Source organism: Nostoc sp. C110, assembly GCF_043099725.1.
GTDB classification, from domain to species: domain Bacteria; phylum Cyanobacteriota; class Cyanobacteriia; order Cyanobacteriales; family Nostocaceae; genus Nostoc; species Nostoc muscorum_A.
Genome location: NZ_CP171148.1, coordinates 311,045 through 327,279 on the forward strand (window position 1 = coordinate 311,045; position 16,235 = coordinate 327,279).

Here is a 16,235-nt window from a genome sequence, read left to right on the forward strand (position 1 = left end):
GAGGAATGAGGAGGAGAGAGTTGTTTAGCCAGTTTTTTGGATATTTTTTTATTTGGAAGTCCTTTATATAGCAATACGGTTCAGTTAAGACTAAAACTTTGTTATCTAAGTCAATTTTTTAACGAACCGCCAAGGCGCAGAGGACGCAGAGAAAAGAAAGAGAAGGAAAAAATTGCTTAACTGAACTGTATTGCCTTATATATAAAATTTGTATTATACACTAATTATGCAACTTGTCAAGTAGCCATGCCAAAGCACCTTCAACATCACTAACTTGCTCTCCTGGCGGTATGGCTGGACGATTTACCATCACTACTTTCACGCCCAGTTCTTGTGCTGCAATAATCTTGGGCTTTGTGGCATCGCCACCGCTATTTTTACTCACTATGGTATCAATCTTGTTATCAATCAGGATTTGCCTTTCATTATTGAGGTTAAAGGGCCCGCGATCGCACAATACCATCCCCGGTGGCACTAAGGCATCATCAACAGGAGGGTCAATCATCCGCATCAAGAACCAAATTTCCTCTAAGTGAGCAAAGGCGGCGAGTTCTTGTCTGCCAACCGTCAAAAATACCCGATGTGCTTGGTTTTGCAGTGATGCGGCTGCGGCTTCAACGCTATCAACTTCCATCCAGCGATCGCCACTTCCTTTTTCCCAAGGTGGGCGTATTAACATCAGACGGGTTACTCCAGCTTCATTTGCAGCATCTGCCGCATTGAAAGAAATTTGACTAGCAAAAGGATGTGTTGCATCAATTAATAAGTCGATTTGCATTGCTCGGAGATAGCTAGCCAATCCAGCCACACCACCAAAGCCTCCAACCCGTAAATCGCCCAACGGAACTGATGGTTCACGGGTACGACCGGCTAAAGACGTGATTGCATTTACCCCTTGGATAGTCGCGACTCTAGCAGCTAGTTCTGCGGCATCTCCTGTACCACCCAAAATCAAAACGCGCATTAGTGAGATAAAGGTGGAATCTTTGCTAAAATGCCCTTCTTCAGGGCTTCTGGACGCTCTGACCAAGGCAGTAAACCATCTGCTTTGACATAGTATTGACTAGCACATTTTAGTATCGCAGATGCACTATTATCAACGGCTAAATCACCAAACAAATATGTTAATTTACCTTTGGCAGCAAAGGCAACCACACAGGAACGATTACAAGCACTCATGCATTCAACTTCTTGAATTGGGAATTCATCTCGTAACTCCCAATCTTGTGCAAGTTGCTGAAGTTGGTGTAGAAGTTTTTCACCACCACTTTCACCTAAGCGTTTTCCCTCTTGCCAAACGCTAGCACAAGTTTTGCAAACAAATAAAGTATGGTCAGCAACTCCCAAGGGATTCGCTGGGGAAATATTCACAGTAGTAGTCATCTGTACCTCGCAGATATGTGGAACTAGTAAAACTATTTCGGCGGGCATCCTGACTCACTCAATTTGGGATTTTAGATTACATCTCAAATTGGTTTACAGTTGCGGGACAGCGCCGGATTTGCACCGAACTTTCCCCGTTACCTCTGGTAGCTGCTCCCTACCAGAACCGAATAACCTTATCGATCATACACTAGGGTTATCTAAGAAAAGGATATAGGACTCATATTTGATTCTTGAAAAAATTCAGTATAGCTCAAAGACCCTTCTTTCCTATTGCCTCTTGCCTTCCCAGGCAAGTAAGCCACGCTGTGCGAACAAAAATCAGATCGATTGCTACATAACCTATGCAACAAAATTACAAAAATCAGCTTCTAAATTTTTCAAACACTAAAAACTTTATCGAAACAGAATTCAGAATGAATTTTGAACGAAAGAGTGGATAGCGCAGCGTTAGCGAGCGTCTTCATTCTGACTTCTGAATTCTTCTTCAATTTATAGGTTTGTATCGCAATGGATTTTTTGACAATTCTAGGATTAGCTGCTGCCACAATAACCACAATCTCTTTTTTGCCACAAATGTTTAAAACATGGCAAACAAAATCAGCAAAAGATGTTTCTTTTTTAACGCTGATTACATTCATAACTGGTATTTTTTTGTGGTTAATTTATGGAATATATCTGCAATCTTTACCAATTATTCTTGCTAATAGCGTGACATTGCTTTTTAACTTGATAATTCTATGGCTTAAAATTAAATATAGATAAAGAACCCCTAGATAAGTAAGTTGGTAGAAATAAACCAAATTATGTTATGAAACGTAAATAGTCTTAAAGTCCTTACTAATGACCAATGACAAAGGACAAATGACAGCCCTTGCCAGTTAGCTTTAATTGCGCCAACCTACTTACACAAACTCTCGTCAGCCTGTGCGGACTCAAATGAAACCTATAAAGGTGAGTTTTGCTTCTGTAGGCGTGAATTCTATGAGACTGCATTATTCAAACCCCCTAAAAAACGCCTGTGACATCATCTGTATTTGACTCTGAACGCCTCCTTTTCACCCCCACCACCCCAGACACCAACGCTATCCCCATAATCTTCGCCTTTCCCAATGAATATAGCGTAGGTATCACTAGCCTTGGCTATCAGGTAGTTTGGGCAACCTTGGCAATGCGTGATGATGTGCAGGTGAGTCGCCTGTTTACAGATACTCACGAACAACTCCCCAGAACGCCAGAAATTGTGGGATTTTCGATTTCCTGGGAACTGGATTATGTGAATATTTTAAATTTGCTGGAATCTTTAGAAATTCCTATTCAAGCAACTTCTCGTGATGATTCTCATCCGATAATTTTTGGTGGTGGCCCTGTTCTCACAGCTAACCCAGAACCTTTTGCAGATTTTTTTGATGTAATTTTACTGGGAGATGGTGAAAACCTACTGGGAAATTTCATTGAGGCGTACAAAGAAGTAAGAAATGCTTCTAGACAAACTCAACTCAAAAGACTTGCACAAATCCCAGGAATTTATATTCCCAGTTTGTATGAAGTCGAATACCACACAAAAGATGGTGCAATAAAGTCAATTAAACCAATTTCTCCAGAAATTCCCGCAGTGGTGCAAAAGCAGACTTATCGAGGAAATACTCTATCGGCTTCGACTGTAGTCACCGAAAAAGCTGCATGGGAAAATATTTACATGGTGGAAGTGGTGAGAAGTTGTCCAGAAATGTGCCGCTTTTGTTTGGCGAGTTATCTCACACTGCCTTTTAGAACAGCCAGTCTGGAAGATTCCTTAATTCCTGCGATCGCAAAAGGCTTAGAAGTCACAAATCGGCTAGGATTATTGGGGGCTTCTGTAACTCAGCATCCAGAGTTTGAAGCTTTGCTAGATTATATAAGTCAGCCAAAGTATGATGATGTCCGTCTCAGTATTGCCTCAGTGCGAACTAATACTGTAACAGTCCAGTTAGCAGAAACATTGGCAAAACGAGACACGCGATCGCTTACCATTGCAGTAGAAAGTGGTTCTGAGAAAATCCGGCAAATCGTCAACAAAAAGCTGCATAACGACGAAATTATCCAAGCTGCGATAAATGCCAAAACTGGCGGATTAAAAAGCTTGAAACTCTACGGAATGGCAGGAATTCCTGGTGAAGAAGCAGAGGATTTAGACCAAACGGTGACAATGATGCGTAATATCAAAAAAGCTGCACCAGGATTACGCCTAACATTTGGATGCAGCACCTTTGTACCCAAAGCGCACACACCATTTCAATGGTTTGGGGTAAATCGTCAAGCAGAAAAGCGGTTACAGTTTTTGCAAAAACAGCTAAAACCGCAGGGAATAGAGTTTCGCCCAGAAAGCTATAATTGGTCGATTATACAAGCTTTGTTATCGAGAGGCGATCGCAGACTATCCCAACTTCTTCAGCTGACTCGTGACTTTGGCGACTCCTTGGGTAGCTACAAACGTGCTTTCAAACAACTTAAAGGACAAATCCCTGACTTAGATTTCTACGTCCACGCTGATTGGTCTACAGAACAAGTATTACCTTGGAACCACTTGCAAGGGCCTCTGCCACAGTCTACACTACTAAAGCATTTGGCTGATGCTCAGAGTTATATCAACCCATCTCCAAAAGAACTACAGCCACTACTGGGGACTAGAGACTAGGAATTGGGGACTGAGGACTAGGAATGAAAATTTATTATCCAATTCCCAATGCCCAATGCCCAATTCCCAATTCCCAATCCTAAAAACTTCATGCAAAACACAGCTGAGTATTACTGCGCCTATTGCGGCGAACCGAACTTAACTTTTATTGATTTGAGTGCTGGAGGGCAGCAATCTTATGTAGAAGATTGTCAAGTTTGCTGTAACCCAAATATTTTGTATGTCCGGGTTGACGAAGATACCCTAGATATCGAGATTGATACAGAATCAGAAAGTTGAATTTTAGGTTTTTCTTTCCATGCTGCACTTTAAACATTCCTCAGTCATTGATGCGCCACCAGAAGTAGTTTGGAAATTTCACGAAAGGCCAGATATTTTGCAAATACTGAATCCACCTTGGCAGCCAGTCCAAGTGGTTCGTCGTGAAGGGGGACTGAACGTGGGCGCTATCACAGAATTTCGCCTGTTTCTCGGCCCATTACCATTAACTTGGCTAGCGCGTCATACTGAATGCGAAAAATATCGCCTGTTTACCGACGAACAGATATCTGGCCCCTTTGAGTCTTGGGTACATCGACATGAATTTGAACCGGAAGCTGGCAAAACTAGGCTGACTGATGCTATTTCCTTCTCCATGCCTGGTGGAGAAACAGTTGAATTTGTTAGTGGTTGGTTAGTGCAAGTGCAACTAGAAGCAATGTTTCGCTATCGCCATTATGTAACCAAACGAGAATGTGAGTCACGATAGCAAAATATTTTGTTTGGTAGCAAAAATTAATTATCTTGATTCTTCAACCCTTGCCGCGAAACCCACTTTATCAACCCAGGAAACAGGCGATACAAAGCTTGTGAGAAATTCGCCGAACCAACCATCACTTCTGACTTCTTATTCTTGACTGCATCCCAAATAGCATTTGCTACATCTTCAGGCTTCTCCACCACCGGATTTTTCAGCACATTCTCAATCTGTCCACGACGAGTATGAGTATCTTGCTCATCCTTGCCTCGAAAAACTGCCCGTTCCATTAAAGTACTCTTAATTAAATTCGGATAAATCCCACAAACATGAATACCTTTTGGCTGTAGTTCTATTTGTAACGATTCCGTCAACCCTGTCACACCAAACTTACTAGTACAATAGGGAACCAAGTAAGCACTTGGTACCTTACCATCAATGGAACTTAAATTAACTATAGTTCCACTTCGACGCTGGAGGAAATGAGGCAGAAGGGCATTAATAGTGTGGATATATCCCCATAAATTAGTGTCTATAATTTGATGCCAATCATCGAGAGAGAATTGTTCTACTGGCCCCGATGCAAAGATGCCCGCATTGTTTATCAGCACGTCGATATAGCCATAATTTTCTAATGCCTTTTGCACTAATGCGTTTACCTGAGATGAGTCAGTAACATCGCAAGTAACCGTTAATGGTGCTGGACGACCAATGCTTTGCACCTCCTGCGCTAAGGCTTCCAAGCGGTCAGCATGACGAGCTGCAAGTACCAAATCATATCCTTGCCGCGCAAATAAAAGAGCCGTTGCTTTGCCAATGCCTTCAGAAGCACCTGTAATTAGTACCGTAGGAGCCATACTTTAAGTTTAAAAAACCTATTTACTATTTATTAGTCTGGATAATAACACTCCAGAAACCTTCTAACTTTCGTTGGATTTTTGATTGTATCCAAAATAGGTTTTTAGTGAGATTACAAGTTTTCAATAGCAGTTGTTTAATAAAAATACCTCTGAACTATAGGCTCCTCAAAGCTATTATTGATCTTTTGTTAGATAAATATTTTCTCAACCTCCTTAAAATCTCATTCTTTAGAGTTGCATTTACTTTGAAACTAGAGACAGATAGCGTCAAATGGGTAAGTTAAGTAATATGAAGAATGTAATTAGCTACTTAAGGTAACTTAATAATTGCACTTTATCTTAGTGATAAAACTCAAACCTCATATCAATACCAAAAACCGCAATGCTGCTGAACTTGTGCTGACCCCTCACCCTGAAATTTGGAACGACCACCTAAGTATTATCCGTTTTCTAGCTTACCTACTTTGGGAACAGCTACAGCCGAGTGCAGTATGCATCGGTACTCATTTCCTCTACTCCCCATTAATCTGACTGTTTTTGTTACAGACTGATTGCAAAGGAGCAAAGAGAAGACCCTGGTTATTGCAGATACCAGGTTGAACACTGTCGTCGCTCATATCACTCAAGCTTTCAAGCGAAAACAGTTTTTAGAATAGCAGTTGCTTGTGTAATAATAGTTAAAGTATCTTAATGTTTGTACATATTATTAGAGTATTCGCACTGTCCAATTCAAAACACTGACCACTAATAGAGTTTTCTTGATGGTAGTTAGTGCTTTTTATCGTGACTATATTTTAGGAATTTTCATCTGAATACTAGGCGGAGTAAAAGCGTGATTCAATTAGAGCAACCACCAAGTCATCAAACAAAATTGACCCCATTAGGGAAAAATAAATCTCAGTTCAAGGCAATTTTCATTGCTACAATCATTGTTGCTACATGGGTCATTAGCCTGAGTTTATTACTTTCCCTTGACATCTCCAAGTTAACATTTTGGATGCTATTGCCTAGTATACTTTGGCAAACATTCTTATATACAGGATTATTTATTACATCTCATGATGCTATGCATGGGGTAATCTTTCCCCAGAACACCAAAATTAATCATTTCATTGGGACATTAACCTTATCTTTATATGGTCTTTTACCATATAAAAAATTATTAAAAAAACATTGGATACACCACCACCATCCAGCCAGCCAAATAGACCCAGATTTTCACAATGGTAAACACAAAAATTTCTTCGCGTGGTATTTTCATTTTATGAAGGGTTACTGGAGTTGGGGACAAATCATTGCCTTGACAATTATCTATCACTTTAATAATCACGTCCTCCATATACCTACTGCTAATTTAACTTACTTTTGGGTGATCCCTTCAGTTTTAAGTTCATTCCAATTATTTTATTTTGGTACTTTTCTACCCCATAGTGAACCCATAGGAGGTTATATTGAGCCTCATCATTCACAAACAATTAACCGTCCAATTTGGTGGTCATTTATCACGTGCTATCATTTCGGCTATCACGAAGAACATCATGAGTCTCCCCATGTTCCTTGGTGGCAGTTACCAGAAATTTATAAAACAAAATAGTTGTTGTTTATCTAAATATCTTGGCAACAAGAATAACACGGTAATCTCTAGCATTACCAAATTATTTTTTTAAATTTCTATTGATTCTTCTCTCTGTGTTCTCTGCGCCTCTGTGGTTCATTAAAAAAGTAATTCTCACAAATCAGATAGAATTGCTACATATAGCTTGAACAAGGCATTATTTGAGATTATCCTAATTATGCCAATTAATAGTTCTCGTCTTGTCACCTATAGCCCTGCTTATACAATCGTTCCGACTTACGAATGCTTTAATCGGTGTAGTTACTGCAACTTTCGTAGTGAACCTGGCAAAAGTCCCTGGATGAATCTTTCAGATGCAGAAAATAGTTTAAAATCACTTCAAAGCGAAAAAGTGTGCGAAATCCTCATACTCAGTGGTGAAGTGCATCCCCATTCGTCAAGGCGTGAGGCGTGGTTCGAGCGAATTTATGATTTGTGCAAATTAGCACTTTCAATGGAGTTTTTACCACACACCAATGTAGGTCCATTGAGTTTTGATGAAATGCAAAAACTCAAGCATGTTAATGTTTCGATGGGGTTGATGTTAGAACAGTTAACGCCAACATTATTAAATAGTGTACATCGACACGCACCGAGTAAATTGCCAGAAGTTCGTTTACAACAATTACAATGGGCGGGAGAGTTGCAAATTCCCTTTACAACTGGCTTACTGTTAGGAATTGGAGAAACCTCTGATGATTGGTGGGAAACTTTAGAAGCTATATCTAACTTGCACCAACGTTACCATCACATTCAAGAAGTTATCCTGCAACCTCATAGCCCAGGAAATCAGCAAATTTTTGATGCACCTCCTTTTAATCCCCATCAATTACCAGAAGTAATTGCTAAAGCACGTAAAATTTTATCGCCAGATATTACTATTCAAATTCCACCGAATTTAGTTAAGGGTAATTCCTGGTTACTCGCTTGTATCGAAGCTGGTGCGCGAGATTTAGGCGGAATTGGGCCAAAAGATGAGGTGAATCCCGATTATCCCCATATTCAGGAAGAGGCTTTGAGAAATATTTTACAACCTGCTGGGTGGGAATTAGTGCCGCGATCGCCAGTTTATCCGCAATTTGATAGCTGGCTATCGGCAGAATTACAAACGGCAGTGAAGCGATCGCGGAGTGCTATGTTATTGGTTTAACATTGCTAGACCCATACCACCAAAATAGGTTCAAATCAACACTATAGGCAACAAATTCCCAATGCATCCCTCAGAAGATATAGATAACAGCCTAAACCCTGTTGTAAAATAGACATAAGAAGGATTTGGGGGGCCATTTACTGGTCATAAACGCCTATAGAAACTATCTACGGAAATCTCCAAGGTTTAAAGTCCAGCCAGCTGAAGCAACTACAGCGGCTGTATCACCAGCGTATACCAGGCGATCGCATCACCACGCCTGAGTTTTCCCAGCGTCTGGCAGCAATTAGCACAGAAGTCAATCAGCCTGTGTGCGCCTACATCAACCGTCGCGGACAAGTGATTCGCGTCGGGGTAGGCACACCACGTCAAACGCAAATACCACCGATGGAATTGCCCCGTTACGGTGCAGAACGACTCAGTGGTATTCGTTGTATTGCCACCCATCTGAAGCCAGAACCGCCAAATGAAGCGGCACTCACGGCTATGGCCCTGCAACGATTAGATGCCCTAGTTGTCCTAAACATTACCGGAACCGGATTTACACGGCGGGGAGGCGGTGCAACTGGGTATGTCAAAGAAGCTTATCTAGCTCATCTAATACCCCAAGAGTCTCGCACCCTGATTACTAGTCCTGCTGCTTTTAAAGTAGAAGAGAGCAAAACTCAAACCCCAAGTTGGAATATATCGCCACCTATGGGTTTGGATGATTTGGCAGACCAGGATTTAGTAGACTTGGTAGAAAATCTGGAAGCAGAATTCCAGCGCGAATTTATTGCCCAGGAAGTACATGCTGACCACGATCGCGTGCTAATTGTGGGGCTGATGACCAGTGAGACAACTCCCCTACAATTCCAAGATACTCTAGCAGAATTGGCGCGTTTAGTTGATACTGCCGGGGGAGATGTATTACAGACAATACAACAAAAGCGATCACGCGTTCATCCCCAAACAGTAGTTGGGGAAGGTAAAGTGCAAGAAATTGCCCTAACAGCCCAAACACTAGGAGTTAATCTTGTCGTCTTTGACCGCGACCTCTCACCCTCCCAAGTTCGCAACTTAGAATTGCAAATTGGCATTCGGGTGGTTGACCGCACCGAAGTAATTTTGGATATCTTTGCTCAACGCGCTCAATCCCGTGCCGGTAAATTGCAAGTAGAACTAGCACAGTTAGAATACATGCAACCGCGACTAGCTGGTAGAGGTCGTACTATGTCCAGATTGGGTGGTGGTATTGGGACTCGTGGCCCTGGTGAAACCAAACTGGAAACTGAACGCCGTGCCATTGGGCAGCGCATTTCTCGACTGCAAAAAGAAGTAACTCAGTTGCAAGCCCATCGTTCGCGGTTACGGCAACGAAGGCAGCATCGAGAAATTCCCTCAGTAGCTTTGGTTGGATATACTAACGCTGGTAAGTCTACCCTGTTGAACGCTCTCACAAATGCAGAAGTTTATACAGCCGACCAACTATTTGCCACTCTCGATCCTACTACCCGCCGCCTGGTGATTCCTTATGGCGAAACCAATGAACATCAGGAAATTTTAATTACAGATACAGTAGGGTTCATACACGAACTACCTGCATCATTAATGGATGCCTTCCGCGCCACCTTAGAGGAAGTCACAGAAGCTGATGCCCTACTACATTTGGTGGATTTGTCTCACCCAGCTTGGTTGCGTCATATTCGCTCAGTCAGAGAAATCTTAGCGCAAATGCCCATAACTCCTGGCCCGGCGCTAGTTATTTTTAACAAGATCGATCAAGCAAATAGTGAGACACTAGCTTTAGCTAGAGAAGAATTTCCCCTAGCGGTATTTATTTCAGCGAGTCAGCGCTTGGGATTAGAAACCCTACGTCACCGCCTTGCTCAACTAATTGAATATGCAGTTGACAGTAGGTAAATGTTGAGTAACTAATTCAGTGTTAGCACTTTATATGAGTGTCGTGAATATTTAACTTTGGGGAAGGCGATAAATTGCCTTCCCTTATTTATTGCATTTTTATAAGGAAGAGTAGAAAAGTTGAATTATGCTTTTAAACTTTAATTCTCTAGATATTTTTAATGCACCATTTTAGCATTGCCACACCAGTACCAATACGGTTCAGTTAGCGCCAAAAAACTTAAACTGCGTAGGTTGGGTGGAGGAACAAAACCCAACATTTCCGGGCATTTGTTGGGTTGCTCTTTGCTTAACCCAAGCGTATTGACACCAGTACAATAGTTTTATGACTCCTGTCTGATTTTTGTTCGTGCAGCGCGTGGCGTAGCCATACTAACTTGCGTGGTGCGCTTAGCGCAAGCGAGCTAGGCAGGGAGTGAGGAGTAGCAAGTAGGGAAAAAGCCTTTTTGAGTTTTAGTGAGTTTTTTCAAAAATTAAATCTGATTTTGAACAATATTTTCAATAAAACCCTGATAAAGCTGGCTTTTCATCCTCAGTATGTTTTCAAGCATCAAATAGGAGTCCTAGATTTAATTTAGCTCATATACTTAGTGAAAGATTAAAACATCTACTTGTGTAGATTGGCGTGAGATACCTAGTGTAGGCTGGTTTTCTATAGGTCAACGCTGCGCTCTATCCAACCTACAAATCTTCCTCATAGAATAATCAATATCTCCTGAAAATCTGTTGATTAAGTAATAACATCGAGAAACCAAATATTGATTATTCAGCGTGAATATAGAAAATTATAATTTAAAAAAATATATCAAGTGTAAATACTGAAAATCTCCATCAATTCATAAAAAATATATTGATAATTCCAAATTTAAATTTTTAGCTAACCTCGACAAATAACGTAGACAGTTGGTATTTGTTTGTGTAAATTTAGACTTTGGTAACTTCCATAAAAAAGTTATTTTGAGAGGTCTTAAATATCCTCAATAAAAAGAAAAGGAGTTTCAATCGAGTGTCTCAACCATATTCCAAGAAAATAGCGGGTTATGCAGTCTGTTGTATGTCAGCATTAGCTGTGGTGACAGTCTCACAGATGTCTCAAGCAGATGCAGCCTCTATGACTTTCTCAGTCACAGGAACTAACTCAGCATCAAAGAATGCTCTGGCATCATCAGTTGTCTTTGATGACTTACTCAATCCAGGTAAGTTGACAGTGACTCTGACGAACATGAAAAATGTTTCAGTCCCTTCTGATGTTCTTACATCAGTCTTTTGGGACTATGCTGGATCTCCCTTAAACTTATCGTTAATTTCAGCAACAGCTGCAACGGTCACTCAAAACAATCCCTCTACCACTACAAATAATGTAAATCTTCTCAATACTCCTAATGGCAAAGAATGGGCATTTGCATCTACTACCAATTCCGCAGGACTTACTAATGGAGTAACCCAAGACTATGGTTTAGGTACTGCCGGCTTAGGTATTTTTCAAGGCATTGGTGGACAGCAGCAAGTGAATTACGGCATTATTGACGGCTACAATGCTAATGCAAATTCACCAGTCAAAGGAGGAAGTTTTGTTGACAATTCGGCCACGTTCGTTTTGTCAGGACTGCCCACTAACTTTGATATAAGCAAAATTGGCAGTGTTCGCTTCCAATATGGCACCGCTTTAAGTGAGCCTAGCATTATAAAAGCACAAGGGACTTATTATAGTCCTCCGCCTCCTCCACCTAAAAAAGTACCTGAACCTGAGACAACAGCCGCCCTTGGTTTGTTTGCAGTGGGTGCATTGAAAGTGGTGAGGAAAAAATCTTTAGTAGTAGCCTAAGTGACAGTTTTCTAGCTGTCAGCACTGAGAAACACCAGATACTTCCATAAAAGGAAATACTGTTTTTTTAGAAAATCAAGTGTGCATACCCTATATTCTGTAAAAATTGATTAAGTACAACATGGTGTAAATTAGGCTAATAATGATAAATCGTTGCAAAGCTTGCATTGTTTCTAGGCTTTTCAACGATTTTTCGTTTTGCATAGTTCTGCACAAAAAGCTGGCTAAGTGTAGCGAATCTCGAAGAAACTCAGCGAAACCAATAACTGAATTTAGTTAGACACTTCTGAAAGTAAAGTCAAAACGGCATAGAACACCTACAGCCAGTTGCAACGTTCTAAAATTAAAAAGTATTAAATCAAGTTGAGGACATTATGGCTGCAAAAGTAGAAATTTACACTTGGAGGACTTGCCCGTTTTGTATCCGTGCCAAAAGTTTGCTGAAGAGTAAGGGTGTTGAATTTACAGAATACAGCATTGACGGAGATGAGGCAGCCAGAAATAAAATGGCTCAAAGAGCAAATGGAAGGCGCTCTTTACCGCAAATTTTCATCAATGATGATCATATTGGTGGTTGTGATGACATCCACGCTTTAGACAGTCAAGGCAAGCTAGATGAGCTACTAACTTCCGTGTAAGTCTAGAAGATATTGCACTAGCGACAAGCCACTGCAAATTACACGGCAGTCACTACAACTCTGTTTACGAAATTTTTCTCGCAAAAGTATCTGTCCACAAGATTTTACCCTCCAGTTCCTACTCAGCAGTACAGATGTACATCAATTAGTAAGATCATCAAGAGATAATAATTGAACAACCATTTAATTTCTTGGTGATTGAGGTATAAAGGGTGAAACTGGCTTTTATCATTGATCCGATCCATCTGCTTGACCCGTGTCATGATACCAGCATTGCCCTGATCGAAGCAGCGCAAATCCTGGGACACGAAGTTTGGGTAACTCAAGCAAATCTGCTGAGTGTGGTGGAGGGCAAAGCTTGGGCTGTCCTACAGCGAGTTGAACTTGTACCAGTACAGTTGGTGGAGAGACGCTGGATAGCGGCGAATCCTTGGTATAAATTAAGTGATTCCTCCTTAACTTCTTTAGAGACAATGGATGCCGTATTTATGCGGACAGATCCACCTGTCAATGATTCTTACCTCTATGCCACCTACATTCTGGATTATGTTGACCAAAATAAAACTTTACTGATTAACAGTCCTAGCGGCATTCGAGGGGCAAATGAAAAAATGTATGCCCTCCAGTTTACCAAAGCGATTCCAGAAACGATTGTCAGTGCTGATAAGCAGTTTATTCGGCAATTTGTTGAAGCAAAGGGGGCAACTGTTCTCAAACCACTAGGAAACAAAGCCGGGGAAGGAATTTTATTTTTGCAATCTAGCGATCGCAATTTTAACTCTATTGTCGAACTCAGTACCCTCCAAGGTCGAGTTCCAGTAATGGTACAAACCTATCTACCGGAGGCAAAAGAAGGAGATAAACGCATTATCCTACTCAATGGCGAACCGATTGGTGCGCTCAATCGCCTCTCTAGCGGAAGTGACTTTCGCAATAATATGGCAACTGGTGGTACAGTCGCTCAAACTGAAATTACCCCAAGAGAACATGAAATTTGCACCCAAGTAGCCGAACGCTTACGCCAAGACGGTTTAATTTTTGTGGGTATAGATATTATTGGTGGCTACTTAACTGAAGTTAACGTCACCAGTCCTACGGGAATTCGTGAAATTGATCGTCTAGATGGTACTAACCTTGGTTATCAAGTTATTCAATGGATTGAACAGTCATTGAATTGAAGGAGGCAGGAAGAGTAAATCAGCAGGGGTCAAATCCCCTGCTGATTTGAAGCCACTGAACTAGAGTTAAGTCAAAGTCTTATCTACTACTAAAAAATAGAATTACTTCGGGTGCTTGCGTGGGCAACTCACCCACGCAGCTTTGTTTATACAGAATATAAGTTTAATGAATGGCGGAGGTAGATGTAGCAATGTCTACGACGGGCTACATTTAAGCATTCCTAGTTGGCCAGGTCTTCTGAATTTATTTAGTTCCAAAAGCAAAGCTAGACATGGGAGCCAGTAGAACCCTGCCCAAGTTAATCTTATAAGTAGCTTTAACAAATTTCTTTACCAATTAGCAAAATTAGGGATGGCAACGGATTGCTTATCCCTGCTTTTGGTAAACCCTGAAACTAACAGATTTTATACAGCACTCAGCCTAACCTGAGACTGCTAATTTAATCTAAAATCTCAAATCCAAAATCTTTTAATTCCGTGGTCTTTGTCGGTTTCTCAAGAAGTCAGGTATATCCAATCCAGGTTTTTCTTTTGGTTCTGGAGTTGGAGTTGGAGTTGAACTTGGAGTTGAGGTTGGAGTTGAGGTTGGGGGATTAACTGCGGGTTGTTGTGTTGTTGGCCGCTTGGAGGTATTAGGTGCGACTCGAACGCTAGCTACGCTTTGTTGTACCGCAGCTTGCACTTCACCTGTAAACCCGGTGGCAATTACAGTAATTCTGACCTCACCTTGGAGTCTGTCATCAATTACAGCCCCAAAAATAATATTGGCGTTGGGATCAACTACTTCATAGATTGCTTCTGCGGCTGCATTCACTTCATGTAAAGTAAGATCAGTACCACCTGTAATATTAAAGACAACTCCTCTAGCACCTTCAATAGAACATTCTAGTAATGGTGAAGAAATAGCTGCGATCGCAGCTTCTCTGGCTCTAGATTTTCCAGAACTAACGCCAATACCCATCAATGCCGATCCCGCATCTGCCATCACAGCCCGGACATCAGCAAAGTCAACATTTACCAAACCGGGAATCGTTATGATATCAGAAATACCTTGTACCCCTTGACGCAGCACATCATCTGCATAGCGAAAAGCTTCTTGCACAGGTGTTTGTTCGGGGATCACTTCCAGCAATTTGTTGTTGGGAATAATGATCAGTGTATCTACTCTACTTTTTAGTCCTTCAATCCCTTGTTCCGCTTGGCTGGTGCGGCGGCGACCCTCAAAAACGAATGGACGTGTTACTACACCAACAGTGAGAGCGCCCATTTCTTTGGCTACTTCTGCCACGATTGGGGCTGCACCTGTTCCAGTACCACCGCCCATACCAGCGGTGATAAATACTAGGTCTGCACCCTCTAAAGCTGTAGCAATTTCGTCTCGTGATTCCTCAGCTGCCTTTTGACCAATTGCAGGATTACCACCTGCTCCTAAGCCCCGCGTTAGCTTTTGTCCAATTTGCAATCTACTGGGAGCGCCTGCCAGAGTTAAAGCTTGGGCATCAGTATTGATTGACCAAAACTCTACACCAGAGACATCAGATTCGATCATGCGGTTAACGGCATTGCCACCGCCGCCACCGACACCAATCACTTTGATGTTGGCAACCCGACCAGGAACAATTTCCCCAATGCGGCTATTTTCCGTAAAAATTTTCTTATTATCGTGATTTTGTCCGAAGTTCATCCCAGAGTTATTAAAGGGATTGGTCGAGTTAACTGCCAGAGAAAACCCAGGCTGTCCCGGTGATTGGGAATTTTTATAGGTGAGTCCTTGGTTATTATCAAGTGTCATTGGATTTGTGAGAGGGTAGATAAACGACTTTTCCAGGTGCTATTCACTTAAGAGTCAACTATAGTTTGACACTGCCACAATACTATGGCACTGTTCTTTATTGTTTTCACTACTGCCAAGCCTAACAGAATTGGCGGTATGAAAATTTGCTATGAGATCAGCTTTTAATGCAGCCGATCGCACAGCCAATTCTAGAGAAGTATACCTATATTTATCCAAAAGTGACCTGTATAACTTCAACCAGACATTAATCTCTTCATTCTTCTCATCGGAGAACATAACTTCTAAAGACACACTACAGCGCATCTTATCTGCCTCAATAATATTGTTAATAGGTTTCACCATTGGGGATAATTGCAACTTTAGACACAAAATTTACCTGATACTTACTTATTCTTAAGGTTGAAGTAAGCAAGAATTTACTTGTCAGACTATACCTGATTAATTTGTTGTTTGGGGAGTCTTAATGGACACTTTGT

17 protein-coding genes and 1 riboswitch are annotated in these 16,235 nt (G+C 41.3%); of the genes, 11 read left to right on the plus strand and 6 right to left on the minus strand.

Annotation, left to right across the window (positions count from 1 at the left end; translation table 11 throughout):
• Nucleotides 1–220: 220 nt before the first annotated feature.
• From ACFFRD_RS07140 to ACFFRD_RS07150, 3 genes are all read right to left on the minus strand, one after another.
• Nucleotides 221–964, minus strand: a complete 744-nt coding sequence (locus tag ACFFRD_RS07140; RefSeq protein ID WP_392480956.1) for a cobalt-precorrin-6A reductase — start codon at nucleotides 962–964, stop codon at nucleotides 221–223.
• Nucleotides 964–1,383 carry a DUF1636 family protein gene (locus ACFFRD_RS07145; protein WP_334807129.1) on the minus strand — a complete coding sequence of 140 codons (420 nt, stop codon included), beginning with the start codon at nucleotides 1,381–1,383 and terminating at the stop codon, nucleotides 964–966. The genes ACFFRD_RS07140 and ACFFRD_RS07145 overlap by 1 nt, the downstream gene beginning before the upstream one ends.
• A 21-nt stretch (nucleotides 1,384–1,404) precedes the next feature.
• A riboswitch (cobalamin riboswitch) is annotated at nucleotides 1,405–1,569 on the minus strand.
• Between the two features lie 194 nt (nucleotides 1,570–1,763).
• Nucleotides 1,764–2,024 (minus strand): hypothetical protein, encoded by a 261-nt coding sequence (locus ACFFRD_RS07150; protein ID WP_392483267.1) that lies wholly within the window; start codon nucleotides 2,022–2,024, stop codon nucleotides 1,764–1,766.
• On the opposite strand from ACFFRD_RS07150, the gene ACFFRD_RS07155 reads away from it, so the two are divergent.
• The 4 genes from ACFFRD_RS07155 to ACFFRD_RS07170 all read left to right on the plus strand — a co-directional run bounded on the left by ACFFRD_RS07155 (nucleotide 1,951) and on the right by ACFFRD_RS07170 (nucleotide 4,808).
• Entirely contained in the window at nucleotides 1,951–2,148 is a 198-nt protein-coding gene (locus ACFFRD_RS07155; protein ID WP_234711156.1) for a SemiSWEET transporter, read from the plus strand. The two genes, ACFFRD_RS07150 and ACFFRD_RS07155, sit on opposite strands and share 74 nt — an antisense overlap.
• A gap of 256 nt (nucleotides 2,149–2,404) precedes the next feature.
• On the plus strand, nucleotides 2,405–4,060 hold the full coding sequence (locus ACFFRD_RS07160; protein ID WP_392480957.1) for a B12-binding domain-containing radical SAM protein: 1,656 nt from the start codon (nucleotides 2,405–2,407) through the stop codon (nucleotides 4,058–4,060).
• 90 nt (nucleotides 4,061–4,150) lie between these two features.
• Nucleotides 4,151–4,339, plus strand: a complete 189-nt coding sequence (locus ACFFRD_RS07165) for a CPXCG motif-containing cysteine-rich protein (protein WP_012411100.1) — start codon at nucleotides 4,151–4,153, stop codon at nucleotides 4,337–4,339.
• Between the two features lie 19 nt (nucleotides 4,340–4,358).
• Nucleotides 4,359–4,808 (plus strand): SRPBCC family protein, encoded by a 450-nt coding sequence (locus tag ACFFRD_RS07170; protein WP_392480958.1) that lies wholly within the window; start codon nucleotides 4,359–4,361, stop codon nucleotides 4,806–4,808.
• A 26-nt stretch (nucleotides 4,809–4,834) separates the two neighbouring features.
• Here ACFFRD_RS07170 and ACFFRD_RS07175 read toward each other — a convergent pair whose 3' ends face one another.
• Nucleotides 4,835–5,653 carry an SDR family NAD(P)-dependent oxidoreductase gene (locus ACFFRD_RS07175; protein WP_392480959.1) on the minus strand — a complete coding sequence of 273 codons (819 nt, stop codon included), beginning with the start codon at nucleotides 5,651–5,653 and terminating at the stop codon, nucleotides 4,835–4,837.
• A gap of 330 nt (nucleotides 5,654–5,983) precedes the next feature.
• On the opposite strand from ACFFRD_RS07175, the gene ACFFRD_RS07180 reads away from it, so the two are divergent.
• From ACFFRD_RS07180 to gshB, 7 genes are all read left to right on the plus strand, one after another.
• Nucleotides 5,984–6,187 (plus strand): high light inducible protein, encoded by a 204-nt coding sequence (locus ACFFRD_RS07180; protein WP_392480960.1) that lies wholly within the window; start codon nucleotides 5,984–5,986, stop codon nucleotides 6,185–6,187.
• A gap of 301 nt (nucleotides 6,188–6,488) precedes the next feature.
• On the plus strand, nucleotides 6,489–7,250 hold the full coding sequence (crtW, locus tag ACFFRD_RS07185; RefSeq protein ID WP_392480961.1) for a beta-carotene ketolase CrtW: 762 nt from the start codon (nucleotides 6,489–6,491) through the stop codon (nucleotides 7,248–7,250).
• 199 nt (nucleotides 7,251–7,449) lie between these two features.
• Nucleotides 7,450–8,421: a 7,8-didemethyl-8-hydroxy-5-deazariboflavin synthase subunit CofG gene (gene cofG, locus ACFFRD_RS07190; protein ID WP_392480962.1), complete on the plus strand. Its 972-nt coding sequence runs from the start codon at nucleotides 7,450–7,452 to the stop codon at nucleotides 8,419–8,421.
• Nucleotides 8,422–8,577: 156 nt separating this feature from the next.
• The gene (gene hflX / locus ACFFRD_RS07195; protein WP_190935917.1) at nucleotides 8,578–10,323 is read left to right on the plus strand and encodes a GTPase HflX; all 1,746 of its coding nucleotides are present in this window, start codon (nucleotides 8,578–8,580) and stop codon (nucleotides 10,321–10,323) included.
• 1,006 nt (nucleotides 10,324–11,329) lie between these two features.
• Nucleotides 11,330–12,148 carry an XDD4 family exosortase-dependent surface protein gene (locus ACFFRD_RS07200; protein WP_392480963.1) on the plus strand — a complete coding sequence of 273 codons (819 nt, stop codon included), beginning with the start codon at nucleotides 11,330–11,332 and terminating at the stop codon, nucleotides 12,146–12,148.
• A gap of 374 nt (nucleotides 12,149–12,522) precedes the next feature.
• On the plus strand, nucleotides 12,523–12,786 hold the full coding sequence (grxC, locus tag ACFFRD_RS07205) for a glutaredoxin 3 (RefSeq protein WP_114086110.1): 264 nt from the start codon (nucleotides 12,523–12,525) through the stop codon (nucleotides 12,784–12,786).
• A gap of 212 nt (nucleotides 12,787–12,998) precedes the next feature.
• Nucleotides 12,999–13,964, plus strand: coding sequence for a glutathione synthase (gshB, locus tag ACFFRD_RS07210; protein ID WP_179073565.1), 966 nt, complete (start codon nucleotides 12,999–13,001; stop codon nucleotides 13,962–13,964).
• A 469-nt stretch (nucleotides 13,965–14,433) separates the two neighbouring features.
• Here gshB and ftsZ read toward each other — a convergent pair whose 3' ends face one another.
• Nucleotides 14,434–15,756, minus strand: coding sequence for a cell division protein FtsZ (ftsZ, locus tag ACFFRD_RS07215; RefSeq protein WP_179073564.1), 1,323 nt, complete (start codon nucleotides 15,754–15,756; stop codon nucleotides 14,434–14,436).
• A gap of 54 nt (nucleotides 15,757–15,810) precedes the next feature.
• Complete coding sequence (locus ACFFRD_RS07220) at nucleotides 15,811–16,101, minus strand: hypothetical protein (RefSeq protein WP_242060700.1); 291 nt, start codon at nucleotides 16,099–16,101, stop codon at nucleotides 15,811–15,813.
• Nucleotides 16,102–16,235: the final 134 nt, after the last annotated feature.

Excerpts from the sequence above, each read along its gene's own strand:
- cofG (WP_392480962.1), top strand. The coding sequence starts at position 7,450 with ATGCCAATTAATAGTTCTCGTCTTGTCACCTATAGCCCTGCTTATACA.
- ACFFRD_RS07170 (WP_392480958.1), top strand. The coding sequence starts at position 4,359 with ATGCTGCACTTTAAACATTCCTCAGTCATTGATGCGCCACCAGAAGTA.
- ftsZ (WP_179073564.1), bottom strand. The coding sequence starts at position 15,756 with ATGACACTTGATAATAACCAAGGACTCACCTATAAAAATTCCCAATCA.
- grxC (WP_114086110.1), top strand. The coding sequence starts at position 12,523 with ATGGCTGCAAAAGTAGAAATTTACACTTGGAGGACTTGCCCGTTTTGT.
- ACFFRD_RS07220 (WP_242060700.1), bottom strand. The coding sequence starts at position 16,101 with ATGGTGAAACCTATTAACAATATTATTGAGGCAGATAAGATGCGCTGT.
- ACFFRD_RS07150 (WP_392483267.1), bottom strand. The coding sequence starts at position 2,024 with ATGAATGTAATCAGCGTTAAAAAAGAAACATCTTTTGCTGATTTTGTT.
- ACFFRD_RS07140 (WP_392480956.1), bottom strand. The coding sequence starts at position 964 with ATGCGCGTTTTGATTTTGGGTGGTACAGGAGATGCCGCAGAACTAGCT.
- ACFFRD_RS07145 (WP_334807129.1), bottom strand. The coding sequence starts at position 1,383 with ATGACTACTACTGTGAATATTTCCCCAGCGAATCCCTTGGGAGTTGCT.
- ACFFRD_RS07175 (WP_392480959.1), bottom strand. The coding sequence starts at position 5,653 with ATGGCTCCTACGGTACTAATTACAGGTGCTTCTGAAGGCATTGGCAAA.
- ACFFRD_RS07165 (WP_012411100.1), top strand. The coding sequence starts at position 4,151 with ATGCAAAACACAGCTGAGTATTACTGCGCCTATTGCGGCGAACCGAAC.